Below are 16350 nucleotides of genomic sequence, written 5' to 3'. Positions count from 1 at the left end.
GAGGAAGAATTATGGAATACAAAGATACTTTATTGATGCCCAAGACAGAATTCCCGATGAGAGGAAATTTACCGAAAAGAGAACCAGAAATTCAATCAGCATGGGAAGAAATGAATATTTATCAAAAGGTGCAAGAAAAAACAAAAGGCCGACCGCTTTTCATCCTTCATGATGGCCCTCCATACGCAAATGGAGATATTCATATGGGGCATGCTTTGAATAAAATCTTGAAGGACTTCATTGTTCGATTTAAATCAATGAATGGTTTTCATGCACCTTACGTACCTGGTTGGGATACACATGGTCTCCCAATCGAAACGGCACTAACAAAAAAAGGTGTGAAACGGAAAGAAATGAGTGTCGCAGAATTCCGTAAGCTTTGTGAAGAATACGCTTATCAACAAATTGATGGCCAACGTGAGCAATTTAAACGTTTAGGTGTTCGCGGCGATTGGGAAAATCCATATATTACTCTTAAGCCTGAATATGAAGCACAGCAAATTAAAGTATTCGGTGATATGGCAAAAAAAGGATATATCTATAAAGGGAAAAAACCAGTTTATTGGTCTCCATCAAGTGAATCTGCACTTGCTGAAGCTGAAATTGAATACCAAGATAAACGTTCTGCATCGATTTATGTTGCATTTGATGTAGTAGATGGTAAAAACGTTCTTGAAAATGGTACGAAAATTGTAATCTGGACAACAACACCTTGGACTATTCCAGCAAACCTTGGTATTTCCGTTCACCCTGATTTGACATATGTTGTTGTAGAAGTGGATGGAACACGCTATGTAGTTGCACAAGCGCTTCTTGAGACAGTTTCTGCGACTATTGCTTGGGAAAATCCAACTGTTGTAAAAACAGTAAAAGGAAATGAGCTGGAACATGTTTTAGCGAAGCATCCTTTATATGACCGTCAATCTCTAGTTATGCTCGGTGAACATGTAACGACAGATGCAGGTACTGGTTGTGTCCATACTGCGCCTGGACACGGGGAAGATGACTTTATTGTTGGTCAAAAATACGGCCTTGATGTTTTGTGCCCTGTTGATGAAAAAGGGGTTATGACAAATGAAGCAGGTGAGTTTGCGGGTCTTTTTTATGATGAGGCAAATAAACCGATTACTGATAAGCTACAAGAAGTCGGCGCGTTATTAAAGTTGAACTTCATTACCCATTCATATCCACATGACTGGCGGACGAAAAAACCGACAATCTTCCGTGCAACAGCTCAGTGGTTTGCATCAATTAAAGATTTCCGAAGTGAACTATTGACAGCAATTGAAGAAACAAAATGGGTTCCAGCTTGGGGAGAAACTCGTCTGTATAATATGGTCCGTGACCGTGGAGACTGGTGTATTTCTCGTCAACGGGCTTGGGGAGTTCCAATTCCTGTGTTTTATGCAGAAGATGGCCAGGAAATTATCACTGATGAGACGATCAATCATGTATCTGATTTATTCCGTGAGCATGGATCAAATGTTTGGTTTGAACGTGAAGCGAAAGACTTGCTTCCGGAAGGATTTTCACATGTTGGTAGTCCAAATGGTCTCTTTACAAAAGAAACAGATATTATGGATGTTTGGTTCGATTCAGGATCATCACATCAGGCCGTTTTGGAAGAGCGTGAAGATCTACAACGCCCTGCTGACTTATATTTAGAAGGATCAGACCAATATCGCGGTTGGTTTAACTCATCGCTTTCAACTGCAGTAGCAGTAACTGGGAAAGCACCGTATAAAGGCGTGTTAAGTCATGGTTTTGCCCTTGATGGTGAAGGTCGCAAAATGAGTAAGTCAATTGGAAACGTCGTAATCCCAGCGAAAGTAATGAATCAACTTGGAGCAGATATCCTTCGTTTATGGGTTGCTTCTGTAGACTATCAATCGGATGTCCGTGTATCTGACCCAATTTTGAAACAAGTAGCAGATGTATATCGTAAGATTCGAAATACATTCCGTTTCCTTTTAGGGAATTTGGAAGGATTTAATCCAGAGACGGATAAAGTTGTCTATGAAAATCTTCGTGAAGTCGATCAGTTTATGATGATTAAATTGAATAAATTAATCAAACAAACAAAATCAGCCTATGAAAATTATGAATTTGCATCTATTTATCACCTTGTTAATAATTTCTGTACACTTGATTTAAGTGCTTTCTATTTGGATTATGCGAAGGATATTTTATATTGTGAGGCGCCTGACAGTCATGATCGTAGAGCTATCCAAACATTCTTATACGAAGCATTAGTAAGTTTGACTAAGCTTGTATCACCAATCCTCTCTCATACAGCGGATGAAGTTTGGGCATTCATTCCTGGTGTTTCTGAAGAGAGTGTACAGTTAACAGTGATGCCTGAAGAATATTCTGTGACTGACACGAACACAATCGAAGAAAAATGGAATGCCTTCTTAAATCTTCGTGACGATGTACTTAAAGCGTTAGAAGAGGCTAGAAATCAAAAAGTGATTGGCAAATCTTTGAATGCAAAAGTAACTGTTTTTGTAGATGAAAAAGAACAGACTTTGTTAAATAGCATCGAAGAAAATCTTGAACAACTATTCATTGTTTCTAAGTTTGCAGTAGGTGGAACAGTGGAAGATGCTCCAAAAGAAGCAATCAAATTAGACAAAGCTGTAATTGTAGTTGATAAAGCCGAAGGTGAAACTTGTGAACGCTGCTGGAATGTTTCAGAAGAAGTAGGGACAGTTGAAACACATCCAACTCTTTGCCCTCGCTGTGCTACAGTTATGTCGGAACATTATACAAACTAAAATAGCCATCTAATAAGGATGTGTCATCAGGTCTGTTTCCTACATTATAATGTGGGGACAGACCTTTTAAAATTCGGATTATTTAACAATCTTAATTATGCAATGAATAAAGATTGTGCTACAATTCATTAGAAAAGATTGCGATTAGGTTGGGGGATTGAATATGTTCTATTATATAATTGCCCTGTTGGTTATTGCGGCTGACCAGCTAACGAAGTGGTTTGTTGTGAAAAAAATGGAGTACGGGGAAAGCATCGAAATTATTGAAAATTATCTATATATCACTTCACATCGAAATCGTGGTGCTGCCTGGGGGATTCTTCAAGGTCAAATGTGGTTCTTTTACTTGATTACTATAGTTGTTATTATCGGAATCATGTACTACATCCAGAAATTAAGCAAAGAAAGTAAACTTTTAGGCGTAGCGCTTGGCTTAATGCTAGGTGGAGCGATTGGTAATTTTATTGACCGAGTTATCAGAAAAGAAGTAGTGGACTTCGTTCATACGTATATTTTTAATTATAGCTTCCCTGTATTTAATGTTGCCGATTCAGCACTTTGTATTGGTGTTGCTTTACTCGTAATTTATATGTTTTTAGCAGAGCGACAAGAAAAGAAGGAGAGACAGAATGACTAATTTTTCATACATCATTGAATCATCAGAAAGTAAAGCACGAATTGACAAGGCGTTAGCAACTTTGAACGAGGAATGGTCTCGAAATCAAGTTCAGCAATGGATTAAAGAGGGCCATGTTCTTGTGAATGGTGCTGCTGTAAAAACGAATTACAAATGCCAAGAAGGCGATGAAGTCATCGTTAAGATCCCTGAACTTGAAGAATTGGATGTAGTTGCAGAAGAAATGAACTTAGAGGTCTTTTATGAAGATAGTGATGTTCTTGTAGTGAACAAACCTCGTGGTATGGTCGTTCACCCGGCTCCTGGTCATACTTCTGGCACACTTGTTAATGGCTTAATGGCCCACTGTACGGATTTATCAGGTATTAATGGGGTCATGCGTCCAGGAATCGTTCACCGTATTGATAAGGATACATCAGGTTTATTAATGGTTGCTAAAAATGATATGGCCCATGAAAGTCTTGTGCAACAGTTGGTTGATAAATCTGTAACTAGAAAATATCAAGCAATTGTACACGGTGTGATTCCCCATGATTTTGGAACGATTGATGCACCAATTGGTCGTGATAAGAAAGATCGCCAAAGTATGACTGTAACTGATGAAAATTCAAAAAAGGCTGTTACTCATTTCAGGGTAATCAAACGATTCAAGAATTTCACTCATGTTGAATGTCAATTAGAGACAGGAAGAACCCATCAAATTCGTGTCCACATGAAATATATCGGATATCCGCTCGCTGGAGATCCGAAATACGGTCCAAGGAAAACATTGGATATTAATGGACAAGCTCTACACGCAGGATTGCTAGGCTTTGTACATCCGCGTACGAAGGAGTATATAGAATTTGAAGCACCGCTACCAAAAGAGTTTATAGACGTGTTGGATTATCTATCAAAAAGTAATTGACAGCTTTATAAAATAGAGATAAGATAAGTTTATGTAAATTATGAACCTTTAAAACGGTCCAGTGAGACCGAGAAGGAAACGGATAAATTGGCTAACTTTTATTGCCAATTAAAAAAAATCCCCGTGCCTTCTTGGTAAGGGGATTTTTTAATGATTATAAACCCATCATAAAGTGAGGCGGGGAGACATAAATGACTGAAAAAGCAATCGTTTTAGATGAACAAGCCATTCGCCGTGCACTGACTAGGATTGCGCACGAAATCATCGAGAAAAATAAAGGCATTGAAAACTGCGTTTTGATTGGAATTCGTACAAGGGGAATTTACCTCGCCAATCGACTGGCAGAAAGAATTAGTGAAATCGAAGGCAATGATATAAAAGTGGGAGAGCTTGATATCACACTTTATCGCGATGATTTATCAAAAACGACAGCGGATGGTAATCCGATCGTAAATGGATCCGATATTCCGGTTGAAATTGAGCGAAAAACCGTTATTCTCGTTGATGACGTTTTGTATACAGGAAGAACAGTACGGGCAGGAATGGATGCATTAGTTGATATGGGAAGACCATCACAAATCCAACTTGCTGTACTTATTGACAGAGGTCATCGAGAATTACCGATACGTGCGGATTTTGTTGGTAAGAACGTACCAACATCCCAAACAGAGAAAATATCTGTCTGCTTGACTGAAGTTGATCATGAAGATCAAGTAAGTATATTAGAAAAATAAATAAAGCCCTTTTTAATAGGCGGTCCTGAGAGGCTGACAAAGGGGAGAATGTTTAGACGTGACATGCCTTAATACAGGCATCATCAAGTCTTAAGCAATCCTCTTTGTGCAAAAGACAAAGAGGATTTTTTTTTATGTAAATTGGAGGAAAGTTTCATGGAACAAGTAAAGAAAAAAGACATCATGTATGATGTAGAAGATGTACCTAAATTAGGGCATTGGCTTACATTAAGTTTACAGCATTTATTCGCTATGTTTGGCGCAACAGTACTAGTTCCCTTCTTAGTAGGACTTAGTCCAGCGGTAGCACTCATATCAAGTGGACTAGGTACGTTAGCATACCTGCTCATTACAAAAGGAAAGATTCCGGCTTATCTGGGCTCATCATTCGCTTTTATATCACCAATTATTGCTGCAAAAGCATCTAGTGGACCCGGCAGTGCCATGATCGGCTGTTTCGTTGCAGGGTTGGTTTACGGGCTTGTTGCACTGATTATTTATAAAGCCGGGTTAAATTGGTTAATGAATATCCTGCCGCCAGTTGTCGTTGGACCAGTTATTATGGTTATTGGCTTGAGCTTAGCTCCTACGGCTGTAAATATGGCCATGTATATTAATCCAAATACAGATAATCAGATTTATAGTATTACGAATATCACAATTGCCCTGATTACTTTAATTGTCACGATAATTGGAAACATTTATTTTAAAGGCTTCTTCGGTTTGATACCGATTTTAATCGGTATCACCGTCGGATACATTTGTTCAATTATTGCTGGCATCGTTAATTTTGAACCAATTCGAGAAGCAAATTGGTTTGAAATACCAGAATTCATGGTGCCATTTGCAACATACACTCCTACATTTTCTTGGGGAGTCATCGCCATTATGGTTCCAGTCGCGATTGTGACTCTTTCCGAACATATTGGCCATCAAATGGTATTAAGTAAAGTAGTAGGACGAAACTTCCTTGAAAAGCCTGGATTACATCGTTCGATAGCAGGTGATGGCGCTGGAATTATGATCGGCTCAATCATAGGAGGGCCACCACTTACCTCTTACGGTGAAAATATCGGTGTACTAACTATGACAAAAGCATTCAGTGTATACATTATCGGTGGAGCAGCAGTAACGGCAATCATTTTTGGATTTGTAGGTAAAATCTCTGCGGTTATAAGCTCGATCCCTTCTGCAGTAATGGGTGGCATCTCCATCCTTCTATTTGGGATTATTGCATCAAGCGGCTTGAGAATGCTGGTTGATAATAAAATCGATTTTGATAAAAAAAGAAACTTAATGATTGCTTCTGTCATACTAGTATTAGGGATTGGCGGTGCATTTCTAAAATTGTCGGATGAAGTTTCTTTATCGGGCATGGCATTATCTGCAATCGTCGGCATCTTACTAAATCTTATCTTACCTGGAAGAGAAAAAGTTTCAGGAGATATGTTTGAAAATTAATCATTTTAATAAAGAACATCATTATATAGATTTTATCACCTTTTAAAAGAAGTCCAGAGAGGCTACTAAGGGTGTGATAGGTAAGAGAGGTGAATGAAATTTACACCTTCTATCTTTGCCTACCCTCACCCTGTCCTTTATGGCAGGGTATTTTTTTTAGCTTAATCGTAAATAGGGAGGGATCATCATCATGAAAAATTTATTAACAATGAGTGAATTAACTACGATTGAAATTGAGCAGTTGCTTGTAGAAGCAGAGCGGTTTGCGAATGGGGAAACGTGGAGACCATCGGGACAGACCATGATTGCTAATTTATTTTTTGAAGCTAGTACAAGAACAAAAAGTAGTTTTGAAGTTGCCGAAAGAAAGCTTGGATTAGAAGTTATTCCTTTTGATGCGGGAACATCTAGTGTTCTGAAAGGAGAAACGCTGTATGATACGGCTAAAACATTAGAGTCAATTGGTGTAGAGGCTCTTGTGATTAGACATGAGACGGATCAATACTTTAATGAACTTGTTGGCAAATTGAAAATCCCAGTGATCAATGCAGGTGATGGTTGCGGTCATCATCCTACTCAATCCCTTCTCGATTTAATGACGATTAAGCAAGAGTTTCATAGTTTTAAAGGGCTGAAAATTGCCATTATCGGTGACATATTACATAGCAGAGTAGCAAGATCGAATGCAGATGCCCTCACTAGATTAGGTGCGACTGTCGTTTTCTCCGGACCACCTGAATGGTTTAATCATGGTATTAGTCAGGGGAATTATGAAGCTATTGATGAAGCGATTGCCACTGCTGATGTTGTTATGCTATTACGGATTCAGCATGAACGTCATCAGCAAAACAGTGAGAAAAAGGTGGATGATTACTTACAAAGATACGGTCTCACAAAAAAACGCGAAAAAACAATGAAAAAGCGAGCCATTATCATGCACCCAGCACCAATCAATCGTGATGTAGAAATAGATAGTGAACTAGTCGAATGTGAGCGATCACGGATCTTTAAGCAAATGGAAAATGGTGTATATATGAGAATGGCCGTATTAAAAACAGTGCTAGCAGAAAAAAAAGGGGGAAATATTCATGAAGAAATTAATCAAAAATGGAGTATTGCTCGATAAAAACCACCAAGTATTTAATGCAGATATTGAAATAGAAGGAAATATCATTACAAAAATTGGCCCAAATTTATCAGTGGAAAACTGTGACATTATTGATGCTTCAGGAATGCTTGTTGCCCCAGGTCTTATCGATCTTCATGTACATTTACGAGAACCAGGAGGTGAACATAAAGAAACCATCGCTTCTGGTACTCTTGCCGCTGCAAAGGGCGGTTACACAACGCTAGCTACAATGCCGAATACACGTCCTGTTCCTGATACGAAGGAACATCTTGAGAGTATTCTTACAATAATAAATGAAACTGCACATGTACGCGTACTACCATATGCGTCAATTACAATAAGAGAAGCAGGAAAAGAACTCACGGATTTCGCTACTTTGAAAGAAACAGGCGCATTTGCTTTTACTGATGATGGCGTGGGGATTCAGAATGCAGGAATGATGCTTGAAGCAATGAAACGGGCGGCAGCGATTGGTATGCCAATCGTTGCTCATTGTGAAGAGGAAACATTAATCAATAAAGGGTGCGTCCATGAGGGGAGTTTTTCTGAAACTCATGGCCTCAGGGGGATCCCATCTGTATGTGAATCTGTACATATTGCTCGTGACATTCTACTTGCAGAAGCTGCGGGTTGTCATTATCATGTGTGCCATATAAGTACAAAGGAATCGGTAAGAGTAGTTAGAGATGCTAAGCGGGCAGGAATTCATGTTACGGCTGAGGTGTCTCCACATCATCTTCTTTTATGTGATGAAGATATTCCAGAATTGGATACGAATTATAAAATGAATCCACCATTAAGAGGTAAAGATGATCGGACTGCTTTGATAGAAGGATTATTGGACGGTACGATTGACTTTATTGCGACTGACCATGCTCCCCATCATGAGAAGGAAAAAGCAGAAGGCATGGAATTCGCTCCATTTGGAATTGTTGGTTTAGAGACTGCATTCCCACTTTTATATACACATTTTGTAAAAACAGAAATTCTTACAATAGGACAGTTACTTGATTATATGACAAAAAAACCTGCTGAGGCATTCTCCCTTCCATATGGTGAGATCAAAGAAGGAGCTATAGCAGATATTGTTTTACTTGATTTGGAACTAGAACAAATTATTGATCGTAATGAGTTTGTCTCTAAAGGAAAAAATACACCATTTCATGGTCAATCATGTACCGGATGGCCGGTTATGACAATTGCAGCAGGTAAAGTAGCTTGGGAAAAAGGAAGTGTTACACAATGAAAAGACAACTAATCCTTGAAGATGGTACGGTTTTTATTGGAAAAGCATTTGGTAGCTCGACTGAAAAAATTGGTGAGGTTGTATTTAATACAGGAATGACAGGGTATCAAGAGATTTTGTCAGACCCGTCATACTGTGGCCAAATTGTAACCTTAACATATCCACTGATCGGAAATTACGGAATAAATCGTGATGATTTTGAATCGATTCATCCAGCGATTGCTGGTATGGTCGTTAAAGAAGTTGCTGATCTGCCATCAAATTGGCGCAGTGAACTGTCTTTGGATGAATTTTTAAAACAAAAGGGGATTCCTGGGATAAGTGGCATAGATACAAGAAAACTTACAAGAATCATTCGAAACCATGGAACATTAAAAGGATTCATTTGCGACCTCCAACATAAACCAGAAGGTATTATTGAGCAAATGAAAGCAACTGTTTTGCCTGTTAACCAAGTGAAACAAGTTTCGACGAAAACAGCATATCGTAATCCAGGCAGAGGATATCGGGTCGTACTTGTAGATTATGGAATGAAACAAGGTATTTTAAGAGATTTGAATGACCGTGGATTTGATGTAATAGTTGTCCCACATAATTCTACGGCTAAAGAAGTGTTAAATCTCCATCCTGATGGTATCATGCTGTCGAACGGACCTGGAGATCCAGAAGATGTAACATGTGCGATTGAAATGATAAAAGAATTACAAGGGAAAGTTCCGATTTTTGGGATTTGTTTAGGTCATCAGTTGTTTGCTTTAGCAAATGGATGCAAAACGGAAAAAATGAAATTCGGTCACCGCGGTTCGAATCATCCAGTTAAAGACTTACGAACTGGAAAAGTTGCTTTGACATCTCAGAATCATGGCTATACCGTAAATGCAGACTCGATCCAGGGTACAGACCTTGAAGTGACTCATATTGCATTGAATGACGCAACGATTGAAGGGTTAAAGCATAAATCATACCCAGCATTTACTGTACAATACCACCCAGAAGCATCGCCAGGTCCAGAAGACGCTAATTACTTATTTGATGAATTTTACAAAATGATTGAAGCACATGCCTTGAAGGGGGAAGAATTATGCCGAAACGTACGAATATAAAAAGCATCCTTGTGATTGGTTCAGGTCCTATAGTTATCGGCCAAGCAGCAGAATTTGATTATGCAGGAACTCAAGCTTGTATGGCTTTAAAAGAAGAAGGATACCGCGTCATTTTGATTAATTCAAATCCAGCGACGATTATGACTGACAGTGAAATGGCTGACAAAGTTTATATCGAGCCGATCACACTTGAATTCGTAAGTAAAATTATCCGTAAAGAACGTCCTGATGCTTTATTGCCGACATTGGGAGGACAGACGGGACTGAATATGGCTGTAGAACTTGCGAATGCTGGCATTCTTGAAGAATGCGGCGTCGAAATTCTTGGAACGAAACTATCTGCGATTCAACAAGCAGAAGATCGAGATTTATTCCGTAGCTTAATGAATGAGCTTGGCGAACCTGTACCGGACAGTGAAATTATTCATAACTTAGAAGAAGCAAAAAAATTCGTAGAACGTGTTGGCTACCCAGTAATTGTCCGCCCTGCCTTTACATTAGGCGGAACAGGCGGCGGGATTTGTTCTGATGAAGACGAACTACTTGAAATTGTAACGGGAGGTTTGAAAAGTAGTCCGGTAACTCAATGCTTGCTAGAAAAAAGCATTGCCGGCTTCAAAGAAATTGAATATGAAGTCATGCGTGATGCGAATGACAATGCTATCGTTGTCTGCAATATGGAGAATTTCGACCCAGTAGGAGTTCATACAGGTGATTCAATCGTAGCTGCGCCAAGCCAAACATTAAGTGACCGTGAATATCAAATGCTTAGAAACACATCATTGAAAATAATTAGAGCGCTGAAGATCGAAGGGGGCTGTAATGTCCAGCTTGCACTTGACCCATACAGCTATCAATATTATGTGATTGAAGTGAACCCGCGTGTAAGTCGTTCTTCTGCACTTGCATCAAAAGCAACAGGCTATCCGATCGCTAAACTAGCTGCAAAGATTGCCGTTGGTTTAACGCTAGATGAAATGATGAATCCAGTAACAGGAAAAACCTATGCAAGCTTTGAACCAGCTTTGGATTATGTCGTAACGAAAATTCCTCGCTGGCCATTCGATAAATTCGAATCAGCAAATCGGAACCTTGGAACACAAATGAAAGCAACGGGCGAAGTTATGGCAATCGGTCGAACATTCGAAGAGTCCATTTTAAAAGCGGTCCGTTCACTAGAAGCAGGATTTCATCATTTAGAGCTACAAGATGATACTAATGATGCTGTAATAGAAAAGAGAATTCGAAAAGCTGGCGACGAACGATTATTTTATATCGGCGAAGCTCTCCGAAGAGGTGTGACGATTCAAACGATTCATGAATGGAGCGAAATCGATTTATTTTTCTTACAAAAATTAAAAAACATCGTAGAGTTTGAACAAGTATTAAAGCAGAATCCGTTTGATGAAGAAATTTTATTGACAGGTAAGCAAATGGGCTTTTCTGATAAAAAAATCGCATCACTTTGGCAAGAACAAGAAATAACGGTATACAAGTGGCGAAAAGAAAAAGGAATCATGCCTGTATACAAAATGGTCGATACATGTGCTGCAGAATTCGAGTCAGAGACACCGTACTTTTATGGAACGTTTGAGGATGAGAATGAGTCGGTAGTGACAGATAAGAAAAGTGTTGTTGTACTTGGGTCAGGTCCAATCCGCATCGGTCAAGGTGTAGAGTTTGATTATGCGACTGTTCACTCAGTTTGGGCGATTAAAGAAGCTGGGTATGAGGCAATTATTATCAACAATAATCCAGAAACTGTATCAACGGATTTCAGTATTTCTGACAAATTGTATTTTGAACCGCTGACCATTGAAGATGTTATGCATGTGATTGATCTTGAAAAACCAATTGGGGTTGTCGTCCAATTTGGCGGCCAAACGGCGATCAATCTTGCTGCACAATTAGCGGAACATGGCGTGACGATCCTTGGAACATCACTTGAAGATTTAGACCGAGCAGAGAACAGAGATAAGTTTGAACATGCATTATCAGAAATGGCGATTCCACAACCAAAAGGAAAAACAGCCTTTTCGGTCGAAGAAGCAGTTAAAATTGCAACAGAAATCGGCTATCCTACATTAGTTAGGCCTTCCTACGTTCTTGGTGGTAGAGCGATGGAAATTGTCGATAAAGAAGAAGAACTTCTACACTATATGAAACATGCGGTAAAAATTAATCCGGAACACCCTGTCTTGATTGATCGTTATTTAACAGGAAAAGAAATTGAAGTAGATGCCATTTCAGATGGAAATACAGTTGTGATTCCGGGAATAATGGAACATATCGAGCGTGCTGGCGTCCATTCAGGCGACTCTATTGCCGTCTATCCTCCGCAGAATATTACCGCTTTGCAAATGGAGAAAATCGTAGAGTATACTGAGAAATTAGCAAAAGGACTTAATATCATCGGCTTACTTAACATTCAATATGTCATCAGTAAAGATGAAGTATATGTAATTGAAGTGAACCCTCGATCTAGCCGTACAGTTCCGTTTTTAAGTAAAATCACGAATATTCCGATGGCTAATCTTGCTACGAAGGTTATTCTTGGTAAGACATTAGAGGAACTAGGGTTTATTAATGGTCTTGTGCCTGAGAAGAAGGGCGTCTATGTAAAAGTACCTGTTTTCTCTTTTGCAAAATTAAAAAGAGTTGATATTACTTTAGGGCCTGAAATGAAATCTACAGGTGAAGTAATGGGTAAGGACGTTACGTTGGAAAAAGCGTTGTACAAAGGGCTCGTAGCATCTGGTATGAAAGTTAGAGAACATGGATCAGTCTTGTTGACAGTGGCTGACAAAGATAAAGAAGAAGTGTTAGAGCTTGCAAGACGCTTTCATGCAATTGGTTATAACTTGATTGCAACAAGCGGTACTGCAGCTATGCTGAAAAATGAAAACATCCCAGTGTCGATCGTTGATAAAATCGGTTCGGAGAATAAAAATGTGCTGGATGTTATTAGAATGGGTGAAGCACAGCTCGTTGTGAATACATTAACGAAAGGAAAGCAGCCTGAACGTGACGGTTTCCGGATCCGCCGCGAATCCGTTGAAAATAATATCCCTTGTCTAACATCCCTTGATACAGCTGAAGCGATTCTTGGCGTAATCGAGTCAATGAATTTTACAGCAGAGCCAATGGAACATGCATCTCAGAGTCGGGAGGTTATTTATACATGATAAAAAATGAGGCAATGAAGATCGTCAGCCAACAAGAAATTGCCGAATCGATTTATGAGCTGACTTTATCCGGAAGCCTTGTTTCTGAAATGAATCAACCAGGGCAATTTGTACACATTAAGACAGGAAACGGGTATGAACCGCTTTTAAGAAGACCGATTAGCATCTCGGCAATCGACAAAGAGAACAATACATTTACAATGGTGTATCGTGCAGAGGGAAAAGGGACCTTTCTGTTGTCGCAAGCAAAGAATGACACTGAAATTGATGTTCTTGGACCACTCGGAAATGGTTTTACACCAGAGGTCGCGATTTCAGGAGAAACAGCGTTGTTGGTTGGAGGAGGGATTGGTGTTCCTCCTTTATACGAACTATCAAAACGGTTAACGAAATTAGGTGTAAATGTTATCCATGTCCTAGGCTTTCAAAATGCTGCAACGGTTTTTTATGAAGAGAAGTTCCGAGCGTTGGGTGAAACATATATTACAACGGTCGATGGCAGCCATGGAACGAAAGGGTTCGTAACAGATGTTATTGATATATTAAGTAATAGCTATACAACAATCTTTGCCTGTGGACCAACTCCAATGCTTCGTGCATTGGAGTCTGCCTACAAAGAAACGAAAGAAGTATTTCTATCACTTGAAGAACGGATGGGCTGTGGCATCGGCGCTTGCTTTGCTTGTGTTTGCCATACAGCTGATGATCCGACAGGTTTTCAATATAAAAAAGTATGTAGTGACGGTCCGGTCTTTCGTGCGGGAGAGGTGGTTCTATGAATATGCTTGATATCCAATTACCAGGTTTAGATTTGAAAAACCCAATTATGCCTGCATCTGGCTGTTTTGGTTTCGGTAAAGAATTCGGGAATTTGTATGATTTGAATATTCTTGGTGCGATTATGGTAAAAGCAACAACTCCCGAACCACGTTTTGGTAATCCGACACCAAGAGTTGCCGAAACGTCTTCAGGTATGCTAAATGCAATCGGATTGCAAAACCCAGGTTTAATGAACGTTATGAAAGATGAATTACCACGTCTTAACCAGTTTGATGTACCGATTATTGCTAATATAGCAGGATCTCAAGTAGAAGATTATGTAACTGTTGCTAGGGAAATCAGCAAAGTAAGTAATGTAAAGGCCCTTGAACTGAATATTTCCTGCCCAAATGTCAAAGAAGGTGGGATCACGTTCGGTACGGATCCTGTCGTTGCCAGAAAAGTAACAGAAGCAGTAAAAGCTGTCTCAGAAGTTCCGGTATATGTGAAGCTATCTCCTAATGTTACAAACATCGTGGAAATGGCTCAAGCGGTTGAGGCAGGGGGAGCCGATGGCTTAACAATGATTAATACATTAATGGGCATGCGTCTTGATATGAAAACTGGTAAGCCAATCCTTGCCAATAAAACAGGTGGTTTATCCGGTCCAGCGATTAAACCAGTCGCCATACGAATGATTTATGAAGTGAGTCAAGCAGTAAACATTCCAATCATTGGTATGGGGGGGATCATGACGGCTGAAGATGTAATCGAGTTTTTCTATGCAGGAGCAAGTGCTGTCGCTGTAGGAACTGCTAATTTTACCGATCCATTTGTTTGCCCCAAAATTATAGAAGAGTTACCCGTTCTTCTAAAAAAATTAGGATTTAATCATATATCAGAATGTACGGGAAGGAGTTGGAATAAACATGCGCAATTTGCCAATCATCGCGCTTGATTTTCCAGGAATAAAGGAAACGAAAGATTTTTTATCTAAATTCCAAACAGAAAAATTATTTGTAAAAGTAGGGATGGAATTATATTATCAATCAGGCCCTGCTATTATAGAGTTTTTAAAAGAAAATAATCATCAAGTGTTCCTTGATCTAAAGCTTCATGATATTCCTAATACAGTGAAAAGTGCTATGAAAGTACTTGCTGGTCTTGAAGTAGATATGACTAATGTGCATGCTGCAGGTGGTCAAAGAATGATGGAGGCCGCATGGGAAGGTCTAAATTCCGGGACGCTATCCGGAAAAAAAAGACCAACTTGTATTGCCGTTACTCAGTTAACGAGCACCAGCACTAGCCAGATGAATAAGGAACAATTGATCGAAGGAGAATTGGAACGCTCAGTGCTCCATTATGCTCGACTAGCTAAACAATCAGGATTAGATGGGGTGGTCTGTTCACCACTTGAAGTAAGTGACATCCATACTGCATTAGGCACAAATTTCCTAACAGTGACGCCAGGTATTCGTATGGCAAATGGCAATGCACACGACCAGATTAGAATTGCAACTCCGGAAAAGGCGAGAGAGCTCGGGTCAAACTTCATAGTCGTCGGCAGGGCGATTACTGGAGCAGAAGATCCACTATCCGCTTACCAAACGATCAAACAAGCCTGGGAGGGTATTGAAGATGTTAAATGAACAAATTGCAGAACAATTATTGAAAATTAAAGCCGTATTTTTACAACCGAATGACCCATTCACATGGTCCTCTGGTATTAAATCCCCCATTTATTGTGATAACAGATTAACCCTCTCTTATCCTGATGTTCGTAGACAAATCGCGACTGGGTTGCAAACATTAATTGAAGAACACTTTCCTGAGACCGAGATTATTGCTGGGACAGCGACAGGTGCGATTGCCCATGCTGCTTGGGTAAGCGAGAATATGAATCTGCCGATGTGCTATGTACGTTCTAAACCAAAAGGCCATGGGAAAGGCAATCAAGTAGAAGGAAAAGTAGGGTCAGGTGATAGAGTAATTGTCATTGAAGATCTTGTTTCCACAGGAGGAAGTGTGATTGAATCCGTGCAGGCTCTTCGTGAAGCAGGCTGTGATGTATTAGGGGTCGTATCGATCTTTACATATGGATTAGAGGAAGGAAGAAAACAACTTGAAGCAGCGAATATTCGCTCTTACTCTCTAAGTGATTATTCTAGCTTAATCCAAGTTGCAAGCCGTGAAGGGTATATTTTGGAAGATGATATTGAGAAATTAAATAAATGGAGAATAAACCCTACAGATACAACATGGATGACCGTATAAATTAATAAATGAAAGCTTTTGGGTCTGACCTCACAACTACTATAATCGTTTATTTAACATGTACATCGTACAATAAACGTTATATAGAGTGTGAGGTCAGACCCTTTTTTTGTTCATCGCTTTATATAAAAATTT

At 39.5% G+C, this 16350-nt stretch carries 13 protein-coding genes; all 13 read left to right on the top strand.

Annotation, left to right across the window (positions count from 1 at the left end):
• The first annotated feature begins 11 nt into the window (after positions 1–11).
• The gene (gene ileS / locus V179_RS0119330; RefSeq protein ID WP_028392925.1) at positions 12–2777 is read left to right on the top strand and encodes an isoleucine--tRNA ligase; all 2766 of its coding nucleotides are present in this window, start codon (positions 12–14) and stop codon (positions 2775–2777) included.
• Positions 2778–2940: 163 nt separating this feature from the next.
• Positions 2941–3414, top strand: a complete 474-nt coding sequence (gene lspA, locus V179_RS0119325) for a signal peptidase II (protein WP_028392924.1) — start codon at positions 2941–2943, stop codon at positions 3412–3414.
• A complete protein-coding gene (locus V179_RS0119320; RefSeq protein WP_028392923.1) occupies positions 3407–4321 on the top strand; it encodes an RluA family pseudouridine synthase in 915 nt (304 codons plus the stop codon). The genes lspA and V179_RS0119320 overlap by 8 nt, the downstream gene beginning before the upstream one ends.
• A gap of 191 nt (positions 4322–4512) precedes the next feature.
• Complete coding sequence (gene pyrR / locus V179_RS0119315) at positions 4513–5055, top strand: bifunctional pyr operon transcriptional regulator/uracil phosphoribosyltransferase PyrR (protein ID WP_028392922.1); 543 nt, start codon at positions 4513–4515, stop codon at positions 5053–5055.
• A 156-nt stretch (positions 5056–5211) separates the two neighbouring features.
• On the top strand, positions 5212–6516 hold the full coding sequence (locus V179_RS0119310; protein WP_028392921.1) for a uracil-xanthine permease family protein: 1305 nt from the start codon (positions 5212–5214) through the stop codon (positions 6514–6516).
• Positions 6517–6706: 190 nt separating this feature from the next.
• Positions 6707–7642 (top strand): aspartate carbamoyltransferase catalytic subunit, encoded by a 936-nt coding sequence (locus tag V179_RS0119305; RefSeq protein ID WP_028392920.1) that lies wholly within the window; start codon positions 6707–6709, stop codon positions 7640–7642.
• Positions 7605–8891 (top strand): dihydroorotase, encoded by a 1287-nt coding sequence (locus V179_RS0119300; RefSeq protein ID WP_028392919.1) that lies wholly within the window; start codon positions 7605–7607, stop codon positions 8889–8891. Before V179_RS0119305 ends, V179_RS0119300 begins: the two co-directional genes overlap by 38 nt.
• The gene (locus V179_RS0119295) at positions 8888–9994 is read left to right on the top strand and encodes a carbamoyl phosphate synthase small subunit (protein WP_028392918.1); all 1107 of its coding nucleotides are present in this window, start codon (positions 8888–8890) and stop codon (positions 9992–9994) included. Before V179_RS0119300 ends, V179_RS0119295 begins: the two co-directional genes overlap by 4 nt.
• On the top strand, positions 9973–13179 hold the full coding sequence (gene carB / locus V179_RS0119290) for a carbamoyl-phosphate synthase large subunit (RefSeq protein ID WP_028392917.1): 3207 nt from the start codon (positions 9973–9975) through the stop codon (positions 13177–13179). Before V179_RS0119295 ends, carB begins: the two co-directional genes overlap by 22 nt.
• A complete protein-coding gene (locus V179_RS0119285) occupies positions 13176–13958 on the top strand; it encodes a dihydroorotate dehydrogenase electron transfer subunit (protein ID WP_028392916.1) in 783 nt (260 codons plus the stop codon). Before carB ends, V179_RS0119285 begins: the two co-directional genes overlap by 4 nt.
• Positions 13955–14896 (top strand): dihydroorotate dehydrogenase, encoded by a 942-nt coding sequence (locus tag V179_RS0119280; RefSeq protein ID WP_028392915.1) that lies wholly within the window; start codon positions 13955–13957, stop codon positions 14894–14896. The genes V179_RS0119285 and V179_RS0119280 overlap by 4 nt, the downstream gene beginning before the upstream one ends.
• Positions 14868–15590, top strand: a complete 723-nt coding sequence (pyrF, locus tag V179_RS0119275) for an orotidine-5'-phosphate decarboxylase (protein ID WP_028392914.1) — start codon at positions 14868–14870, stop codon at positions 15588–15590. Before V179_RS0119280 ends, pyrF begins: the two co-directional genes overlap by 29 nt.
• Positions 15580–16215 (top strand): orotate phosphoribosyltransferase, encoded by a 636-nt coding sequence (gene pyrE, locus V179_RS0119270; RefSeq protein ID WP_034302040.1) that lies wholly within the window; start codon positions 15580–15582, stop codon positions 16213–16215. Before pyrF ends, pyrE begins: the two co-directional genes overlap by 11 nt.
• Positions 16216–16350 lie beyond the last annotated feature (135 nt).

The sequence above is a fragment of the Bacillus cihuensis genome (assembly GCF_000504145.1).
GTDB classification, from domain to species: Bacteria; Bacillota; Bacilli; order Bacillales; family DSM-1321; genus Peribacillus; species Peribacillus huizhouensis.
The sequence above is the reverse complement of the archived record's forward strand: the minus strand, read 5'-3'. Positions and strand labels throughout refer to the sequence as shown.